A 17,860-nucleotide genomic window follows, 5' to 3' on the forward strand; every position below is an offset into this window, starting at 1 on the left:
CTTTAATTCTGCCGGTAGGGTATCTGGCAATATTCGATACCTCGCGCCGGCCGAATACCGTGCTTGGCTAAACACATTTTCATGGAGTTCATCGACAAGCTTATATTCGGCGTTGGACCGAGAAAAACATGATCGAGCGCAACCGGCTCATGGTCTTCCAGCGCCAAGGCGAAACTCATATACGGCACTAACATGCTCCGGCCCTCACGAAAGCTAACCGCCGCCTGACGATAATCGGGAACAACTGGCGACACCAGACGCCACTCTTGCTCCTCTTCAAATGAAGGGTGTTTAAGAATGGCCGCCAACCGCAGCAAATCGCTTTCTAAATGCTCAAACAGTTCGTGATATACATCGCGTTCCACACCATCATCAATCTCTATCGCCAACACCTCAACGGCATCGAGCACTTGGGCAATAAGCTTTTGTTGGGTGTGGCGATCATAAATACAGCGCCCCATGCGAAATTCTTGCATCTGGGCACAGCGGCTTACGGTTTCAGCGTTAAAGCCGAGGCTCGCCCCCTTGCCGATGGCGCTATAGCCGCGCCACTGACTCAGCAAATTGCCATTAGCCCGAAACGAGGCGCCAAACAAAATATGGCCGTTAGTAATGCGATTTTTTACCCAGTCTAAAAAACTCGTGAGCAAATGCGGGCGACTGTGGCCACTGTTAATTCGCTCAGCCACTTCACGCCCCACCAAATCGGCGGTATGGCGCAGTTCCGCCGAGTCATTCATATAGCGGATATCACTGGCCCACAGCGTACGACTGCCGACTATACCCAAAACGCCACTCAAGGAAGTGTAGTGATAGAGTGTTTCCTGAGGCTGTTCCGAAAATAGCGCCTCGGTTATCCGGCTAATCATAGCCCTCCCCCGTTATTAACCGCGTGTTTACGTGTAAGTATAGACTGCCAGCACTAGATTAAAGGTGCTTTACACCTGGGCATTGTCCGCAGCCAAAAAGTCGGCGACCATGGCATTAAAAATCTGCGGATACTCAGCGTGAAGCCAATGCCCTGCCCCAGCGATGGTAAGCAAGGCCATTTGCGAAAATTGGCGCTGCATCGGCACGCGATTCTCGTCGCGAATATACTTAGACAATTCACCCCGTATAAACAGTGTGGGGCCTGTAAAGGGTTCAGCACTCGGTGCGTCACGTAAGTTGTCGTAACAGTCGGCAATAACCGGCAGATTCATCCGCCACGCCCACGCATCTTTGCCGTCACGCACTATATTTTTTAAGAGAAACTGCCTAATAGCCAGCTCTGGAACAGCTTTCTGCAATAAATTATCGGCCTGTTCGCGACTGCGCAGGGCCCGCAAATCCATCCCTAATAGGGCTGTAATGATTTCGTCATGCCCACGCCCGTAGCGCACGGGGGCAATATCGGCAACAACCAGGCGACTGACTCTATCCGGCGCCGTTACCGCCACTTGCATCGCAACTTTACCGCCGAGAGAATGACCGAGAATATGGGCTTGCTGGACGCCTAAGGTGTCCATAGTGGCCAGCACGTCTTCAGCCATGGTCGGTATATCCATAATATCGCTGTGCGGCGACTTACCGTGATTGCGCAAATCCATGCGAATAACTTTATAGTCCGCCGCTAAACTGCGAGCAACAGCCATTAAATTACTGGCCGAACCAAATAAACCGTGCAGTAAAATTACGGGGAAAGCGCCGTCACCGCTCACTTCAGTGTGTAAACTAAGAACCCTGGGCATATGTTCGCTTCTCTTCATCTATAGCGGTTGCTAGAATGCACAGGCTTTCAAATAAAAAGGTGTTACTGTGCGATTAACTTTTCTCATTTTAGTATTGGTCGGTGCTGTCGTCAGCACAGGCTGTAGTTCAACAGATTACAACCCGACGACCTACGATTATTTTATCAGTCGCGATGATCTCAAACAAAAGCCCCTAAAAAAAGTCATACTGGCAACGGTCAATGTTAGTGGCGAACCCACGCGCTCGATCTTGCGTGACAGCGTAGATAAAGTCGACAATCACGTTGTCGACTATCTTGAGAGCAATGGCTACAGCTTTGCACCTAGCCACTTATTTGATAATGCCTGGCGTCAGGCCCTGCTCAGCTTCGGCAACTTTTATGATCCAACCACAGGCAAGGTTGATCGGGTTGCTTGGCAGCAAGTTATGGCTGCGACGCTGCAAAGCCTAAAAGAACACAAAGACATTGACGCCGTTATCTTCACCGACCTGCTTGAACACGATATTCAGCACAGCCCCGGCATGAAGCACTATGCGCGCTGGTACGGCGTAAGCCGGGAACCGGCAACAGAGGGTCCGACCTCAAGCGTGCCCACCGACTTCAATTGGACACAAATCATTAAAGGCGCCACGCTTATGGTGACTATTTACACCACCGATGGCAAACCCTTGTTTTCTAGCCGCGGCGGTATAGACACCCTACACAGCATCGACTCCCGCAAGTCACAAAAAAGCTTTGTACGCCGCAAGAAAATATTGAGCCGGTCAAGCAATATTGAAGAAGGCATTGAGCTCGCTTTTCACCCCTTAATCAAAATGAAGCGCTACCCAGGAAAGGCGCGACCAGCCGCAGAAGAAGCGAACACAACCGCTACAGCTCAGTAGAGTCTAATATTCAAAGCGGCGTCGACAGCAGCGACGCCGCGCTCCACTAACCAGAAAACTGACACCGAGCCCATCGCGTATATTGCCGCCCAGCGTAACCCGCCTATCCACTGTGACCGCAGACAACGGCGCAATACCCACATCACGCCCAGAACACCAACAATAAATAACAGCTGCCCAAGCTCTATGCCTAAATTAAAACCCAGCAATGCGGGTACAAGGCCCACCCCGCCGTCAAGCAGTTCATTCAAGACCCCGGCAAAACCCAAACCATGCAATAAGCCAAAGCCAGCCACTAATATATTCATACTCAGGTGAGATCGCTGGCGCTGCCGCCGCCCGGCCAAATAACACGCCATGAGCAGCACACTCAGTGCAATAAGACTTTCCGCTAAGATCGGCGAATACGGAATAATACCCAAGCTCACCAAGGCTAAACTAATACTGTGTCCAAACGTAAAGCTAGTAACCAATAGCAACAAAGGCCTGAAACCACTGGCCAACATCAGTAAACCAAGCACAAACAGCAAATGATCACTGCCAAGCAAAATATGATGAAAGCCTAGAGCGGTAAACTGCAGTAAACCCTGCGTCCAAGCAACATCAGATCGCGGAATAAAATAGTCGTCATCGCTACGCAACAACACCTGCTGCTGACCACCACTAACGCTATACCACCGCAATAAAGCCGCCGTTTTCGATTCACTTAGACCAGCAATTGAAATGCCGGCGCTGTGCTTGAGCGCTCCACACACAATGGAATATCTATATTCAGTAGCGCTACCGCGAATACCTTGTTCCACACCACCGAGCGATCGGCAATCAGCTGGCAGGACAGGCATTGGCTGCTTAAGCGATTGTAGCGGCGTGCGCCACAGTAACTCGACTACCCCGCCGGGCTGCTCACGTAATTCCAATAATGAGGGAGCGAAATTATGCGCCTGCGCAAAACTGCTAAGGCAGATTAGGATGCAAAAAAACTTAAACCTCGTCATTACACAACACCCGATACTGCCCGCGCAATTCTGTTACATAGGCCTGCCAGCCGCCACGCTGCTGCTCACGCCGCCACATTAAATTCAATTCTGGACGCACTGTGGCAAAATCCTTAGCCACCCCAGGGAAATACGCTTGCCACTTAATGAGGTGCCAGCCATAGACCGACTTCACTGGGCCAAACCACTGACCTAAGCTCATGGTCCGGTTCGTCTCAGACCAAAATCCTGCACCGAATATTTCATTAATTTCGCGAGCAGTTAATTGATTAAACAACTCGCCGCTCAGAAATACATCTGCGCTTGCGGGCGATTCCTCGCCATTAAGATTACGCAGCGCCTGCTCTGCACGCATTTTCGCTGCCGCCGTGTCACCGGCGTAAAATCGCTGCTGAAAACTGTAGCGCGGAGGCTCGTCACTGATCGCGGGATTATCGTCATACAATCGCCTTAAGTCTTGGTCGTTCGGCACTTGCCCTTGGATATCCGCGATGACGCGATGCTCCAACAACTGAATTAAGCGTCGACGAATGACTTCATCGCTGTCGAGTAAACCCATTGCCAATACTGTTTCGATTTGATCCCCACGATCCCCCTCAACGCCGAGAAATTCCGCGTCGCGCAGCAAACGCTGAACAATAACGTCATCACGTTTGTGCAGGCTCTTAATCAGAGCTTCGCGAAAAAGCATTTGCTCGTCCAGTGCGCTCTGTCTAAGTGCCTGCCGTAATTTATCGGTCATTGGCTGACGATTTTGCTGAGCCCACTTTGCCGCCATCGAATCGATTTCAAATTTCGATGGACAAACTAACTCCCGCTGCTGGTACCGCGAGTAATATCCATCAACACCGTATAGCAGAATGCCAAGGAGCATAAAGTGGAATATTTTGGCGCGAAACAAGCGAGTCAAGGTTGGCCAGGCTCTGGAGTTTGCGCATCCATCTGCGCAGCTGCCGGGGCGTACCATATTGGCGAACTCCAAGCGCGCTCCTGAATGATTGGCCGATGTTCGACACTGCAACAAGACTCATAACCCGGCTTAATCGTCGCTGGCCGCTGGCAATCAACCGCTGCGGCAACACACAACTGCTGACTCCATCGGCAAGTCGGGTTTTCCAAAACCCGGGTATAATAATATGCGCGCTGGGCGGGATTAAAATTGGGGTCCTGCCAATGAGCACAGAGTTGTGGCGCGCCTTTGCCATAGGTTTTACACGTTGCGAGATCAACACCCACCTCAGCAGCAGCACCGCTGCTGGCAACATCAATCACCTGCTCGCTGCTCTCACCGTCTGGGCCAACACTAACCTTAATAATTTGAACTGCTTTTAATGGCATGCCTGGCTGGCTCGCGGTGCCTGGATCCATGCGAGCAAATACTGAAAATACCGGCGCGTCGTTCCTGTGCGCAGGCTGTGGTAGTAAATCACCGCCCATGGCAACGCCGTGCTCGTAACCACTCGCAACGTAATCTTGCTGTTCACACATATCAGCAGGCAATTGCCAGCCACCAAAGAACCGTAATTCAATACGAGGGCCACTGGTGGCGTAAGTTTCTCTGCGTTGCATGGCAGCAAAAATACTATCTCGACTGTTCTCTGTCGCCCACACTGCAGCTAAGCCACCGGGATTAAACTCCAAATCATCAGGCAAGCCCTCGGGCAGCTGCGCGCCAGCCGGCACACCGGCGCCGCCGTGGCCTAAAAATCCTTTCTCATTGACCGCGCCTGGCGCACTGATATGAGTATCTGAGCTGGCAATAAAACCCAATTTAAATGGGTTCACCCCTAAGCGCTGCTCTTGGGCCATACCCTCCTTTAATACATCGCGAACAAAGCCCGACTTTTCTGTGGCCTCTTCGCGGAGAAATGGCACAAACTTACCAGAAAAGCGGTTGTACGGTAGTTGCTCAAAGCCGCACAACTCATCGGCACTGCTCAGCGGGTTATAAAAGCACTCTGAACTGCCCTTGTGCTGCATAATTTCAACTAGGCGTTCAAGGCGCTGGCGTTGCGTTGCGTCGGCCGCTGTTATCGCCGAGCCATCATCCCTGACTGTGCTAAACATATAGCCGTCACTTAAATTCGAGTTATGGGGAATGACTAACACCTCGCAGCCAGTACCGGCGTTAACGCAATCGCGATCCAGCCCATCCCAAAGCAGTGGTGCCGATGGCGTATCAATAAAGCTTAATGGCAGCACCGGCACTTGTTCGTTCTTAAAAATAATATTGCGATGTAAGTTGGCGAGATTCGCCGAGGCGCCAGTCCACTCATAGGCAACAAAGCTCGTAAACTCACAATCGCTGCTGCGATCGTAAGCATCTTCAGCAGCCTGCTGGATCTCTTGCCATGGGCGCAATCCTGCCTGCCGACAGCGCTCGCCATCCTTGCCGCAAAAGCCTAAACGGCCAGCAAGGGAGGACTGGGTATTAAATATAAAAAACGCGGCACGAGGATAGTGACGAAAAAGCTTACACTGCCAACTGCCGTGGCCGGGCAACGCTGGGTCGCTACAAATTTCCACTTCACCAAATAGCTCGGCGTGATCGGTTACCACGGCAAAATCGAGGGGACGATCTAATTGCAAGGTACGTAATGGTTGGCCATCTGCGGTCCACGGCTGAACACCAATTGGCGCTCCACGGGCAAAATGATAGGCATCTGCCGGCGAGGTCCTAGTACCCTGGGTACTGGCATCTAGCGAATACTTGGTGTGCACATGGGTATCACCAAAAAGGGCCTTACCTAAGGGGTATTGCTGAGTGCAGGGCTCACGTTGCTCTTGATATGGCTCTGCATCGAGCACCTGCGTGGTCAGTGCTTGGCCACTGACCACGCTAGCAGATAACAGTGTGCTTAGGGCAATTAGCGTTTGTTTACAGTTCCACAGCCGCAGAAGTGCTGGCATTAAAACTCGCATGGGCAATAATTCCATTTTCATGAGTTCAGGCATTATCCCCACGACGACACGATGAAGCCATGATCCTTTCGCAGTAGCAGTGCTCACCCAGTTTGATGCGGTTCAGCCATGGTTCAGATTCGCTATGCCACTCTATAGCTGTTCTTCAGCCTAGGAGTCATCATCATGAATTTACGTATTAGCCTCGCTTTTATTATTGGGCTGGCGTTCGCCGTAAACAGCTATGCCGACCACCGGCACAGTAACAGCGAGTTTGAGGCCCGCTATCAGTATAGTAACGGCAAGGGGCACGACCGCCACGCCTATAAGCACCATCACGATCATGATGTTTATTACGTGCGCGACGATCACCATGACTATCATGACAGATACCATGACCGTTACTATGTTCGCCATGTTCACAGCCGCCATTGCGGCCATCACTACGAACCCGCGTTCAATACCCGCGTTAAAGTATTTCTAGGGATTTGACCCCCAAGGCCGCTGGGCACAATCCAGCGGCCTTGGTACCCTACTCACCGAAGCGCGTTTTCATACCGCTAAACCAGTTTTGTAGTACTGGACAATTGTCTGGAATTTGGCGTTTAACCCAGCCAGAAAAGCCCAAGGTTACATAGAGATCAATATCTGCCTGACTCAGGTTATTGCCAACTAAGAAATCTCGACCGGTAAGCTCTTCATTCATCGTCTCGTAAAAAGCGCCTATACGAAGATTACCCCGGTCAATTAACGCCGGAATTTGTGGCATTTTTAACGGGCCCGGCAACGGCCGATCCTTAAAGGCCTCACCCTTATTGCGCAGCACTTCCGCCACTGCGGAGAAGCCTTCAAAAAATATCTGGTGGCAGCGACCAATAACCTGAGCCCGCTCTAAATCGTTGCGACCAAACAAGGGCTTCTCTGGGTGTAAGCCATCGAGGTACAGACAGATCGCAATGGTATCGGTCAACACAGTGTCGTCGTCGAGTACCAAGGTTGGCAGGGTAGACCGCGGATTGATGGCGCAAAAGCTGTCAGAAAACTGCTCCTTCGTCATCATATCAATCGCTTGGGTATCGATACTAATACCCTTGTGCTTAATAAACAGCCCGAGGCGCCGCGGATTTGGTGCCGGTTCATAGGTATATAATTTCACTTATCTCTCCCCTGTTTTATTTACTTACAAAATCAATGCAATATTCAGCTCAAGTTAAGGCTCGGCAGACTAGGCTATCTGCTAACTGACCACTGGAGTATATGCCATGTTGAAGTACTCTGTAATTCCCCTGCTCGCGCTCTGTTCTGCAGTAGCGCAAGCTGACCATCGCCATTACAGCCACAGCACAACCCGCCTCGCTTGGGTAACTCAGGTAAGCCCAATTTACGAGCGTATTAGCTACTCAGTGCCTCGCGAGCAATGCTGGCAAGAAAGCGTTTCTTACGAACACCGCAGCAATACCGCACCAATTCTGGGCGCCATCATAGGCGGCGCCTTAGGTAATGAACTTGGTCATCACAAAAGTAATAAACGAGTAGGCACTGTGGTTGGTGCGGTGCTCGGTGCCAGTGTCGGCAGCGATATCTCGCGACGGCATCAAGGCCATCATTACGAAACGGTTGACCGCTGCGAAATTCAAAACCGCTACGAATGGCGAGAAGAAATAGTTGGCTACAATGTCAGCTACCGCTATCAAGGTGAGATTTATCACACCCGTTTACCCTATAATCCGGGTAAGCAGATTGAGATTGAAGTTAATGTTACTCCCCGTGGATAAGGGCTGATGCCCGGGAATGTTATGAGCAAATTAAAGTGGTGCAATGTTCTAGTATTCGTCAGCGCTACCGCACTGGCCACCACCGCCAACAGTGACCCGCTGCGCGGCGCCAGCGGCGGTCGCTTCGGCTTACCTGAGCGACCTCAACTTGAACAGCGTTTAGACGCCTCCAGAGTTCGCGACTCAATGACAGCCAACGAGGCAATTAATATTGCAGAGCAACGTTACGGCGGGCGAGCTGTTGGCGCAAAAAAGGTCGGTTCAGCCTATCGAGTCCGAATTCTACAAGACAACGGCAAAATCAAGAATGTCACGATTGATTGAGCCCTGACGAGAACTATCTATGCGCATACTACTTGTAGAAGATGAGCAGCTACTATTGGATCAACTCCGCCGCCAATTTGAGCAAGCTGGCTATGCCTGCGATTGTGCCAGCGACGGCAGCGAAGGCTTGTTTTTAGGGCAAGAAAACCCCTACGACCTAGCTGTAGTAGACCTCGGACTACCAAAGCTTGACGGAATTAGCGTCATAAAGCAGTGGCGTAGCAAAGGCCGAAAATTCCCCGTACTTATATTAACCGCCCGTGATCGCTGGCAAGACAAAGTAGAAGGCCTTGAATCAGGGGCCGATGACTATGTTGCCAAGCCCTTTCAAATAGAAGAGGTCATGGCAAGAGCCAATGCCCTGATTCGACGCTCGGCCGGGTTCGCAAGTCCGAAAATGGAATTTGGCTGTATTACGATCGACACCGGCGCCAAACGCGCATTGTTGAATAACCAGGCCCTAGAGTTAACCGCTTACGAGTACAATGCCTTGGAGTATATGGCCATGCGCAGCGGACAGGTGGTCTCCAAAACGGACTTAACCGAACACCTGTACGATCAGGACTTTGACCGCGACAGCAATGTTATTGAAGTGTTTATTGCCCGCCTACGTAAAAAAATTGACCCCGACAACACCTTAAAGCCGATCTCGACGCTTCGTGGCCGAGGCTACCGCTTTGAACTTGGCGAAACCCAACACTGAACATGCCGCGCACCCGCCCCAGTTCCATCACACGCCGTTTAATCATTGCCAGCCTTACCCTGATGCCAATATTACTGGGGGTAACCGGCATCGCAATAGACCGCGCCCACACCAATAGTTTAATGAGTGCGGAGCAGGAGCAATTGCGCCTACAATTTTTTGGTTTACTTGGCGCCTTAGAATGGCAAGACGGCGAATTTGAGATGGGCGACCGACTTAAGGAGCCCCGTTTTTGGCAGTTCCGCTCAGGCCTTTACGCTGAAATTCGTCGACGCGATAACTCAATAGTTTGGCGCTCAGTATCAAGTGACACGCTAAATCTGCCAGCACCGCAAAATATGCCACGCTCCGGTCAGGAATTTTTTGGCGAAGCGAAAATAAACCAAGAATCTTATTTTACATTTCACTACCATGCTATTTGGGAAACAGACAATGAAAATGAGGTTCCTCTCCTTTTCTCCCTTTACTCACAACAAAGCACACTGCTCAACGAGCTAAATAATTTTCGTCGTCAGATTAGCCTATGGCTTGGCCTCGTATTAATCATTTCGTCGGTCGTGAGCGCTGTTATTCTGTATTGGGGGCTACGCCCACTTCGACGACTTGCGAAAGACCTTCTCCGTCTAGAACAAGGTGACACTGTCCAGCTCAGCGACAATTACCCAAGAGAGCTGCAAGGCATTACTCACAATCTTAATCAACTACTCAATAAAGAAAAGAAGCAGAGAGAGCGTTACCGCAACACCCTCGCGGATCTCGCTCACAGCCTTAAAACTCCACTAGCCGTACTTAAATCTGGCAGTAGCGACAGCAATGCGGTGAATGAACAAATTACCCGCATGGACAATATAATTAACTACCAGCTTAAGCGCGCAGTAAGCAGCGGCAAACAGAAATTGAGCAGTAAAACCCGTGTTCAATCACTAGTAAATCGCCTTAATCAATCTCTTGAAAAAGTCTATCGCGACAAATCAATACAATTTCAAAACTTATTAAAACTCGATTTAACGCTGGCCATAGATGAGCAAGATGCCATGGAATTATTTGGCAACCTTTTGGACAATGCCTGCAAGGCCTGCCAACACAAGATCGTAATTAGCGCCGCTGAAACACCTCTGCTATGCCATATATACATAGACGATGATGGCCTTGGCATGAGCGAACTGCAGCGCGAGACTCTCATACAAAGAGGGCTGCGTGGGGATCAATACGGACAAGGACACGGTCTAGGCCTTGCTATTGTTAGAGACATCATTGACAGCTATGAAGGCGAACTGAGCTTTGAGCAATCTACACTCGGCGGCTTGCAAACTAAGATCACCTTAGCAAAATCATAAACGCCTACCACAAACCAAAAGGGCCGCTTATTACCAGCGGCCCTTTTATCATACGCAATCACCTTAAATAGCAGATGACTGAGCCCCCTTAGATAGGCAGCAGCGCAAGTGGGTCAACAGGCAGGCCGGGCAAACCAGGCAAGCTAGGAACGCCAGGCAATCCACCGCCAAGCAATGCCAGTGGGTCTACTGGCAAACCAGGAAGACCGGGCAGGCTTGGCAAGCCACCACCCAATAGCGACAGTGGATCTACTGGCAGGCCAGGAAGACCAGGCAAACTTGGTAAACCGCCACCCAATAGCGACAGCGGATCTACTGGCAGGCCAGGAAGACCAGGCAAACTTGGTAAACCGCCACCCAATAGCGACAGCGGATCTACTGGCAAGCCAGGAACACCAGGCAGACTTGGTAAACCGCCGCCAACCAGTGACAGCGGATCTACTGGCAGACCAGGAAGCGCTGGCAAGCCTGGTAGGCCGCCTAATTGCGCGTCAACTGTGCTCAAAACATCAATCACTGGCGCAAGTGGGCCAGCAAGGCCAAGGCTGCTACCAGAGACCAATGTCACAGCAATCGCTAATTTCTTGAATTTCGTGATTTCCATAATTTCCCCTAAAAATAAACAGTTAAGCAAAAATACTTATTATTTAAGCGACACTATTTCACTTATTACTAAAAGTTAATAGGCCGCGACCGCACATTGATAGTACGTATTAACACCTACGTCTAGGCGTGACTTAGATCACAAAAAAAGCGGGAGAAAATCAAATAACAGCGCTCTACGACACGGAGCTATGGGACTGCGCACTATTGATATGTGCATATTAAAATCAGAGGTCCACAGCGCTCGTTTATCGGCGTGAAGCACTTAAAGGGGAATATGTCAGAAGAAAGGCATCTCAGCGACTTGAGATGCCCTTATCGCGATTAAAAGCTCAGTTTTAGTCGCCAAAAAAAGTCCACTTCCAATGCCGATAGCGACTTTTCGTCTAGATTGTCATCGTACATTGGTGTTGCCGCGATCAGCTCAGTTTCAAAGGTTTTGCCAAGTTCCAGTTTCACACTAAACCCGGCATCCGCAATCGCGCGCACGTCGCCTGCACTCCCGGCAGCATCCTCGTACCAAGCTTGCCCGTACTCCACAAAAACGACGGGCGTAAAATTCAGCCCCGCAAAGGGAAGCCCATTACTCTCTAGCGCAAGCTTCGTGTACAAACCTGAATCACCGACCAAGACACCCGGTAAATAGGCACTAAGGCCACTGCCGCCACCCAAAAAGAACTGCTGCTGCAGCGGCAACTGCTTATTATCAGAGTATTGACTAATAACATCCCACTTTACACTGGCCCAGTCGGCAACGGCCATTTTCAAGCCACCACGGGGTTTAAAGATAAGAAACTCGCCAGTCCGCCGCCCGGTGGCGACAACGCCTTCCCGACTATCAGTTCCCAGTGTTCCGGCGTCTGCCTCTAACCCCGCCTCAAGCAAGCCCTGTGCAGTTAATTGGGTGCCGAAGCCGAACAAGCGCATCACCTTGGTGTACTTCACCCCCAACTCTAAGCTTGTGTGGGGCTCATCTAAGGCAAGGCCATAATCCTTTACCTCAATATAGCTATCAATTTTCTCTAAGCGCTGGGATGTCGTCAGACGTTGAAAACTGTCGCTGGAGATTACCTGCTCGCCACTGAAGGCAATCGATTTTGTTTCAGAATATAAATTAAGGGTTGTATTCGTTCCGTCCGGTGAAGGAAAAAGTGGTGTGCCGCTACCAAGCCCGTTTAAATCCAAGCCCAGCAGCGCCTCACTGACATCGCAAATTAGCGCTAAAGTACATAGTCCCGTCGAGTTTCCGCCAGCATCTCCGCCCACATCACCCGTCAAAGAAACATCTGCATCTCTAGCGTACTCGATATACCGCGCCTCTAAACCATAGAGGCCGAAACTGCTCGGGTAGTTCAAGCGAAAGGTATAACCGTCGTAATAATCACCACCATTGACCTCCCCCAATTCTGTTAGCGCCCGATCATAGGAAAATAAGGCCTCAACACCGGATTTAAAGTCATGTTTGAGGCTCGCATTGCCAAAGTAGCGGCCAAGAAACCGATTACCAAAATTATTCACGCTAAAATCAAGGTCGGTGCTGTCATAGTCGGCTTTGGGCTTTTCGGTGAACACGAGAGTATAGGCTTCCGGATCCCCCCCCACTTGGTAGCTAACGGCGTAATCCAAACCAGCGCGATCACTCTTCAAATTTGCCAGCACCTGCTTACTGCCAAACTCCGATTTTTGTAAGTCTTTGTCACCAATCAAAGTCGAAAAATACGGGTAAATATTATCAGGCGCCTTCACCGCCGCTAATTTCCCGTTAATAACATGAGCAAAGATTGTGTTTTCGCGTTGCGCAAAATAGACCGTCACCAATAAATGACCTAGTTGGTAATAAGCTTGATTTAGTGCACTCACCGCCTGCGCGGGCGACTGCGCGGCGCTCATAATCATGTCCAGCTGTTCACGACTTAGGTAGCGATTACCTGAAATTTTTAAGGTGTAATCGCCTATATTAACGTCGACAATATTTTCAGAATGCAGAGCGGCGTATTGCTCTATGCGCTCCGCTGTTGACGCCTGCGGCGGTATTACTGGCGGTAAATCAATAGCCATAATGTCTCCATTCCTATTTTACTCAGTACTGAGCTTTATTCTTTATTACAACGAGCTCTACTCGCCTATTCCGCGCTCGGGCATCTGCCAAGGCCTGGCCAGCAAGCCCATCAACACTTATTAGCGGGCGACTTTCGCCATATCCTGTAACAACAAGCATCCCTACGGGAACGCCTTCGGCGAGAAAATAGTTTTTTACGGCATCAGCACGACGTTCTGACAGGCGCTGATTATAGCGCTCACTTCCCAGATCATCAGTATGGCCGGAGATTTCAAACTTAAGTTTTGGATTTTCTTTAAGGATTCGTGCCGCCTGGCGGAGTGTCGCAACAGACGATGTTGTCAACAACGCGGTATCCACAGCGAATGTCACGCCGTGCAACTCTAAAGGAGCTGTCATATCAAGATGGCAGCCCGAGGGCAACACCATTACATTAGCGGGGGAGTTAGGGCACTGGTCTTGGCTATCGCAAACGCTGTCATGATCTTTATCGATGCAGCGATAAGCACCAGCTTTAGAAACTCCACCCAAAGAATCCGTTTTTGAGCTTGGCACTCTGTCTTTACTATTATCAAAACTGCTTCCCGAACCGTCGCTGGCACCGGGCAACTCAATGGTTAAAACAGTGGGATCAACATTACCGCCGCTCGCTGTATCTTGTAAAAACTCAAGAACAGCGCCTTGAGAGTCGCCTATACCCAATAATGGCGCTAACGCACCACCCGCCGGATCGTCGGCAACCGGAGCGCCCAGTAACAAGATATCTTGACCGCTAATACTCACACCAAGAAGCGCACTGTCGCCGAGCACTTCAACACCCAATAAATTATTAAAGCCGTCGCCCCCACCACTAAGCAAATCCACATCCGACAAGGCACCATTAACTGGCGCAGTGAGTGAGCTTCCTAATAATTCAACATTAACTAGTTGCGCACGTAAAAACGGCGACATCGCGACAACGCTAATCATTAATAAAAGTAACCGCGCTAATCGAGCCAAAAGAGGGATTCACTCCGCATTAAAAGCAAATAAGGCACCATAAAACCAAGCTGAGCTCTGTTCCCGCATCACGCATGGCAAGTTATTCACAGTATATCTCTAGTGTGGCATAACATCACGGCTTTACCAAACAGCAAAAAGCCAGCCTTTAACAGAAAAGGCTGGCTTAAAACACACTATTTTCAATCAATCACAATTCCCAAAATACCCTATAAATATAGAGATTCGTGCAATTAAAGCGGACTATCACCGCCGGACAAAGCCATTAAATTGGCTTGCAAATTGGCCGCTGTGGTTTCGATTGTTGGCAGAATAGCTTCAATACTTGCCTGGGCTGCAGCTGGATCGGTTACCAATACATCAACAACATCCGTCACTGTGTCAAACAAGCCATCGCGACCACTGATATCGTCAGCGAACTGGTCAACTGTGAAAGTGAGCTGTGTTACGTAGCCTGCAAGAGGATTGCCACCCCCACCACCTGCCAAAGACGCTGGATCAATTGGCAGAGCGTCTAAACCAGGTAAGCCACCGTCGGCTAAACTGGCAGGGTCAATTGGCAATGCATCTAAACTCGGAGCACCGCCGCCATCACCACCAGCCAAAGACGCTGGATCAATTGGCAGGGCGTCTAAACCAGGTAAACCACCATCGGCCAAAGCGGTAGGGTCAATTGGCAATGCATCCAAACTCGGAGCGCCGCCGCCGTCGCCGCCAGTCAAAGACGCCGGATCAATTGGCAGGGCGTCTAAACCAGGTAAACCACCATCGGCCAAAGCGGTAGGGTCAATTGGCAATGCATCCAAACTCGGAGCGCCGCCGCCGTCGCCGCCAGTCAAAGACGCGGGGTCAACTGGAAGCGCGTCTAAACCGGGTAAATCACCACCGGCTAAAGCAGCGGGATCAAAAGGCAGCGAAGAAGAATCGCCGCCAGCACCGGACAAGGCCATTAAATTTGCCTGCAAATCGGTAAGCGCCGTCACTAATGTAGCGGGCACTACTTGGATGCTGTCTGGCAGCATTGCCGGATCCAGCACCAGGGTATCAACAACATCCGTCACCGCATCGACGGTGCTGTCATCGCTCCCGAGATCCACCGCAAGCTCATCAGCAGCGAAAGTAAGTTGAGTAACATAGCCGGCCAGAGGGTTAGCGCCCCCACCACCGCCACCCAAGGAAGTCGGGTCAATAGGCAGCGCATCTAAACTAGGCAAGCCGCCGCCTGGCAAAGAAGCTGGATCAACCGGCAGTGCGTCCAAACCAGGCAAGCCGCCACCAGCAAGCGCCGCAGGATCAACGGGTAAGGCATCTAAACCGGGCAAGTCACCAGCAGACAGGGCTTCTAGCTGTGCATCCAAGCTGCTAAGTTGATCAGTCAGCATCGATAAGGGTGTTCCCGCCACCGCACCTGCGATCGGGTCAACTACCGGCGCTATCGGCCCCGCAAGTGAAACAGAAGTAATTGACGCTATAGCTGCCGCTAAGGTTAATTTTTTCATTGATGGTGTTTTCATGATTATGTACCCCAGATAATGTCCATATTTCATTTCAGCACTGCCAAGTCACAATATTGACCACAGCGCAAAATAGCGTTGCTGTCAGCCATGGTACATGAAAGTACTGATTGACTTTAGTGACTCGCGTCACAGGGATCGCAGGCTAACAAACAAACTTATAGGCGTTAAAATCAGATAAAATCAGACGAAAAGCCGCCACGCATGACGATGGGACCACTTTCACAGACTCAAGTTCACATATAATTATTATGAGCAATAGTGCTTGTATAGCAGTTCCACACGCAATATACGGAACTGCTGCATTTAACGAGGCACAATAAATTATTTAACTTGACATTAATTTTTCCTGAACCGCGTCAAAATCCCAATACGCTTTAAGAGAAGAAATTTTTCCATCATTATCTGCCTTATAAACAACAACCATATCCATTTCCATTTTTAGATTATCTGGCAAATTATTAACCAAATGTACTAAGTTGGCACATTCGTCTCCGGCAGGAAATGATGACAATATAGTGAATTCTATTTTGCCCGGCGCAATAATCAAATCCCAAAATCCCGCAATCGCCTCCTTGCCACAGTGGCCTTCACCACTTGGGTCGAGTGGCGATTTTCCAACCGGATCTTGGACCACCGCCAAGTCTGAGAACAACGCCAACCACGCTTCCTTATTCCCCTGCTCTACGTACTTGCCTGACAAACGACTCGCCGCCAACGCAGCCTGAGCATTTCCCATTGTCTTTCTCCTAAATAACTAAATATAAATATGCCGCTTAATCGCGCGCCCTAAAAACTCGGTGCTGGAAACAACAGCCACGCTAGCCTGCCATGAGGTGCCCGGCAATAATTGGTCATTAGCAATACGCATGGCATACTGTCAGCTGAAGTCATAACAGGCACTTAGCATCGAGACCTCATTAAAAGCCCCTGATGGTCGCAATAAAGTGCCCTTCTGGAACATCGCCCATTCGACGTAGCACAGACGATATACAACCGCATATTCATCAGGATTTATCATGAATGATTTTGCCCCTAATGGGCTTTTGAGAAACCCCCACGCCCAATCTATTCTGGCGTCGACCAAATTGCGAAAATTACGCAGCTATCCCCGTTCGCGAGCGATGCTAAATGCCAGCAAGACCGTTGTATTAGATTGCGGTGCAGGCCAACAACTATTGGGCGAGCACGCCGCTCATGCGGTTCGCAGCAAGGGCTTAATCACACTCATTCACGGCTGGGAAGGCAGCTCCCAATCAACTTACATGCTTTCCGCTGGCGGCAGCCTGTTTTCAGCAGGTTACGACGTATTTAGGCTTAACCTCCGCGACCACGGCCCTAGCCATCACCTTAACCGCGAATTATTTAACTCTGCACGACTCGATGAGGTGGTGGGCGCAATTCAAGCAATCCATAAAACCTACCCACAGCAGTGGCAATTTTTAGCGGGCTTTTCCTTAGGCGGAAATTTCGCGCTACGGGTCGCCGCAGAGGCGGCAAAAGCTGATCTCCAAATCAACCAAACCGTGGCTATTTGCCCGGTAGTTGATCCGGCGAAAACGATGATTGCCCTAGAAAAAGGCTGGTGGGTTTACGAAAAGTATTTTGTTCGGAAATGGCAAAAATCCCTGCGCAAAAAAATCAATTTATACCCAGAGCTTGGTTACCAAGACAGCTTATTTAAGCTAAAAACATTGCGCGACATGAACAACTACTTTATTCCAAACCACACCGAGTTTGGCGATGCCGCTGATTATTTTCAGGCTTACTCTATCGCCGAAGATGCTCTGGTAAACTTAAACGCCCCGGCCCACATCATCGCCGCGCAAGACGACCCTATTATTTTGGCGGAGGATTTCGCGCGGCTGGCCGAAAACAAATACCTAAGCATCGAAACCAAACGCTACGGCGGTCACTGCGGTTTTGTAAAAAACTATCAGCTCGACAGCTGGTTAGATGAACGCTTACTCGAGCTGATCAACCTAAGGCGCTACCCAACGGGTGATCCCGCCAAAAGTAATCAGCAATCGTAGC

General features: G+C 50.2%; 18 protein-coding genes. 7 read left to right on the plus strand and 11 right to left on the minus strand.

Annotation, left to right across the window (positions count from 1 at the left end):
- Window positions 1-2: 2 nt before the first annotated feature.
- Window positions 3-869: a DUF2971 domain-containing protein gene (locus AZF00_RS10940; protein WP_008249463.1), complete on the minus strand. Its 867-nt coding sequence runs from the start codon at window positions 867-869 to the stop codon at window positions 3-5.
- Window positions 870-938: 69 nt separating this feature from the next.
- Complete coding sequence (locus AZF00_RS10945) at window positions 939-1,730, minus strand: alpha/beta fold hydrolase (protein ID WP_062383782.1); 792 nt, start codon at window positions 1,728-1,730, stop codon at window positions 939-941.
- 67 nt (window positions 1,731-1,797) lie between these two features.
- Here AZF00_RS10945 and AZF00_RS10950 point away from each other — a divergent pair, with 67 nt between their 5' ends.
- Window positions 1,798-2,616 (plus strand): hypothetical protein, encoded by an 819-nt coding sequence (locus tag AZF00_RS10950; RefSeq protein WP_008249460.1) that lies wholly within the window; start codon window positions 1,798-1,800, stop codon window positions 2,614-2,616.
- On the opposite strand, the gene AZF00_RS10955 is transcribed toward AZF00_RS10950, so the two are convergent.
- Genes AZF00_RS10955 through AZF00_RS10965 form a run of 3 tightly spaced genes read right to left on the minus strand, consistent with a single transcriptional unit; the run spans window position 2,610 to window position 6,521 of the window.
- Window positions 2,610-3,611, minus strand: a complete 1,002-nt coding sequence (locus AZF00_RS10955; protein ID WP_008249457.1) for a HupE/UreJ family protein — start codon at window positions 3,609-3,611, stop codon at window positions 2,610-2,612. The two genes, AZF00_RS10950 and AZF00_RS10955, sit on opposite strands and share 7 nt — an antisense overlap.
- A complete protein-coding gene (locus tag AZF00_RS10960) occupies window positions 3,598-4,521 on the minus strand; it encodes a peptidylprolyl isomerase (protein WP_008249455.1) in 924 nt (307 codons plus the stop codon). Before AZF00_RS10960 ends, AZF00_RS10955 begins: the two co-directional genes overlap by 14 nt.
- The gene (locus AZF00_RS10965) at window positions 4,518-6,521 is read right to left on the minus strand and encodes a DUF3604 domain-containing protein (RefSeq protein ID WP_231856152.1); all 2,004 of its coding nucleotides are present in this window, start codon (window positions 6,519-6,521) and stop codon (window positions 4,518-4,520) included. The genes AZF00_RS10960 and AZF00_RS10965 overlap by 4 nt, the downstream gene beginning before the upstream one ends.
- Before the next feature lie 177 nt (window positions 6,522-6,698).
- Between AZF00_RS10965 and AZF00_RS10970 the strand changes: the two genes are divergently transcribed.
- Window positions 6,699-7,004, plus strand: coding sequence for a hypothetical protein (locus AZF00_RS10970; protein WP_008249452.1), 306 nt, complete (start codon window positions 6,699-6,701; stop codon window positions 7,002-7,004).
- Window positions 7,005-7,044: 40 nt separating this feature from the next.
- On the opposite strand, the gene AZF00_RS10975 is transcribed toward AZF00_RS10970, so the two are convergent.
- A complete protein-coding gene (locus AZF00_RS10975; protein WP_008249451.1) occupies window positions 7,045-7,668 on the minus strand; it encodes a glutathione S-transferase family protein in 624 nt (207 codons plus the stop codon).
- A gap of 106 nt (window positions 7,669-7,774) precedes the next feature.
- On the opposite strand from AZF00_RS10975, the gene AZF00_RS10980 reads away from it, so the two are divergent.
- The 4 genes from AZF00_RS10980 to AZF00_RS10995 are packed head-to-tail and all read left to right on the plus strand — an operon-like array spanning window position 7,775 to window position 10,651.
- Window positions 7,775-8,287: a glycine zipper 2TM domain-containing protein gene (locus tag AZF00_RS10980; RefSeq protein WP_008249450.1), complete on the plus strand. Its 513-nt coding sequence runs from the start codon at window positions 7,775-7,777 to the stop codon at window positions 8,285-8,287.
- 21 nt (window positions 8,288-8,308) lie between these two features.
- Window positions 8,309-8,611: a PepSY domain-containing protein gene (locus AZF00_RS10985; RefSeq protein WP_008249449.1), complete on the plus strand. Its 303-nt coding sequence runs from the start codon at window positions 8,309-8,311 to the stop codon at window positions 8,609-8,611.
- A 19-nt stretch (window positions 8,612-8,630) separates the two neighbouring features.
- On the plus strand, window positions 8,631-9,314 hold the full coding sequence (locus tag AZF00_RS10990; protein ID WP_008249448.1) for a response regulator transcription factor: 684 nt from the start codon (window positions 8,631-8,633) through the stop codon (window positions 9,312-9,314).
- Window positions 9,315-9,316: 2 nt separating this feature from the next.
- Window positions 9,317-10,651 (plus strand): ATP-binding protein, encoded by a 1,335-nt coding sequence (locus tag AZF00_RS10995; RefSeq protein WP_008249446.1) that lies wholly within the window; start codon window positions 9,317-9,319, stop codon window positions 10,649-10,651.
- Window positions 10,652-10,739: 88 nt separating this feature from the next.
- Here AZF00_RS10995 and AZF00_RS11000 read toward each other — a convergent pair whose 3' ends face one another.
- The 5 genes from AZF00_RS11000 to AZF00_RS11020 form a co-directional block, all read right to left on the minus strand.
- Window positions 10,740-11,255 (minus strand): hypothetical protein, encoded by a 516-nt coding sequence (locus AZF00_RS11000; protein ID WP_008249444.1) that lies wholly within the window; start codon window positions 11,253-11,255, stop codon window positions 10,740-10,742.
- A 323-nt stretch (window positions 11,256-11,578) separates the two neighbouring features.
- Window positions 11,579-13,312, minus strand: a complete 1,734-nt coding sequence (locus tag AZF00_RS11005) for a ShlB/FhaC/HecB family hemolysin secretion/activation protein (protein ID WP_008249443.1) — start codon at window positions 13,310-13,312, stop codon at window positions 11,579-11,581.
- A 22-nt stretch (window positions 13,313-13,334) separates the two neighbouring features.
- A complete protein-coding gene (locus AZF00_RS11010; RefSeq protein WP_008249442.1) occupies window positions 13,335-14,282 on the minus strand; it encodes an OmpA family protein in 948 nt (315 codons plus the stop codon).
- 263 nt (window positions 14,283-14,545) lie between these two features.
- Complete coding sequence (locus tag AZF00_RS11015) at window positions 14,546-15,826, minus strand: hypothetical protein (RefSeq protein ID WP_156474860.1); 1,281 nt, start codon at window positions 15,824-15,826, stop codon at window positions 14,546-14,548.
- Between the two features lie 328 nt (window positions 15,827-16,154).
- Window positions 16,155-16,565: a nuclear transport factor 2 family protein gene (locus AZF00_RS11020; protein ID WP_008249439.1), complete on the minus strand. Its 411-nt coding sequence runs from the start codon at window positions 16,563-16,565 to the stop codon at window positions 16,155-16,157.
- Window positions 16,566-16,845: 280 nt separating this feature from the next.
- On the opposite strand from AZF00_RS11020, the gene AZF00_RS11025 reads away from it, so the two are divergent.
- Window positions 16,846-17,859 carry a YheT family hydrolase gene (locus tag AZF00_RS11025; protein ID WP_008249436.1) on the plus strand — a complete coding sequence of 338 codons (1,014 nt, stop codon included), beginning with the start codon at window positions 16,846-16,848 and terminating at the stop codon, window positions 17,857-17,859.
- Window position 17,860 lies beyond the last annotated feature (1 nt).

The organism is Zhongshania aliphaticivorans (assembly GCF_001586255.1).
Taxonomy (GTDB): domain Bacteria; phylum Pseudomonadota; class Gammaproteobacteria; order Pseudomonadales; family Spongiibacteraceae; genus Spongiibacter; species Spongiibacter aliphaticivorans.